This window comes from Aliiglaciecola sp. NS0011-25 (assembly GCF_040370605.1).
Classification (GTDB): domain Bacteria; phylum Pseudomonadota; class Gammaproteobacteria; order Enterobacterales; family Alteromonadaceae; genus Aliiglaciecola; species Aliiglaciecola lipolytica_A.
This window is the reverse complement of the sequence record NZ_BAABWR010000050.1, coordinates 1-1,232: the sequence shown is the minus strand read 5'-3', so window position 1 is coordinate 1,232 and position 1,232 is coordinate 1. Positions and strand designations below refer to the sequence as shown.

General features: G+C 42.9%; 1 protein-coding gene. It reads right to left on the bottom strand.

Annotated features, from left to right (window positions below):
- Positions 1 to 18: 18 nt before the first annotated feature.
- A protein-coding gene (locus tag ABWV72_RS21100; RefSeq protein WP_085949195.1) for an IS3 family transposase occupies positions 19 to 1,166 on the bottom strand; the annotation gives its coding sequence in 2 pieces (ribosomal slippage) (positions 19 to 920 and positions 920 to 1,166; 1,149 coding nt in all).
- Positions 1,167 to 1,232 lie beyond the last annotated feature (66 nt).

Here is a 1,232-nt window from a genome sequence, read left to right as displayed (position 1 = left end):
TGAATCGACACCAATAATCTAGACACTTCTCAGCCGTTCTTGGTATCGCTTTTCATACTCTACTGGCGAAAGCAGATCATTGGAACCATGTTTTCGTTTATTGTTATAAAACATTTCTATGTAATCAAAGATATCACTTCTAGCATCGTCCCTTGTTGAATAGACTTTTCGCTTTACTCGCTCACGTTTCAACAGTTGGAAGAAGCTTTCCGCCACTGCATTGTCATGGCAGTTACCGCGTCTGCTCATGCTTCCTTCAAGGCCATTTACTTTAAGGAAGTGTTGCCAATCATGGCTTGTATATTGACTCCCTTGATCTGAATGAACTGTCACCATTTTCTTAGGATTGCGCCGCCATACCGCCATTAATAAGGCATCTAACACAATTTCCTTAGTGATCCGTGATTGCATCGACCAACCAATGACTTTACGTGAGAACAAATCGACAACCACAGCCAAGTAAAGCCATCCCTCATGAGTGCGGATATGGGTGATGTCGGTCACCCATGATTCATCTGGCGACTCAGGATTGAATTGACGCTGTAATCGATTAGGCACAACAATATGGCTTTCTCCGCTACGATGACGAGGCTTTCGGTACCCAACTTGAGCTTTCAGCCCTTCATCTCGCATCAGCCGATAAACGCGATTCACACCGCATTTTTCACCAACATCACGTAAATCAGAGTGGACTTTACGATAACCATACACACCACCTGACTCCAGCCAAAACTGTTTAATCAATCCTGTAAGACGTTGATTGGCTTTAGCTCGTTTAGAGTGAGGCTGTTTGTTCCATGCGTAATATCCGCTTGGATGCACGTCGAACATTTTGCATAGCCAACGAACAGGCCAACTGTCCGAATTCTCTTTGATAAAGGCATACCTCAGTCGGACTGCTTTGCGAAGTATGCCGCGGCTTTTTTCAATAGGTCACGCTCTTCTGTTGTTCGCTTTAACTCTTTCTGTAACCTTCTAATTTCAGCCTGTGCATCGCTTAATTCGTTTTGCTGTTTAGAATCAGGGCCGTATTTTTTAACCCACGCATAAAGACTGTGTGTTGTGACATCTAACCGTTTGGCAACGTCAGATATTAAATGACCTCGATCAACTACCTGTTTAACCGCTTCAATTTTGAATTCTTCTGGGTAGCGTTTTCCGCTCATAAACACCTCTATATTTTTAGTTAGTTTATCTAACTAAGAGGTGTCTAGGAAATTAGTGTCGATTCA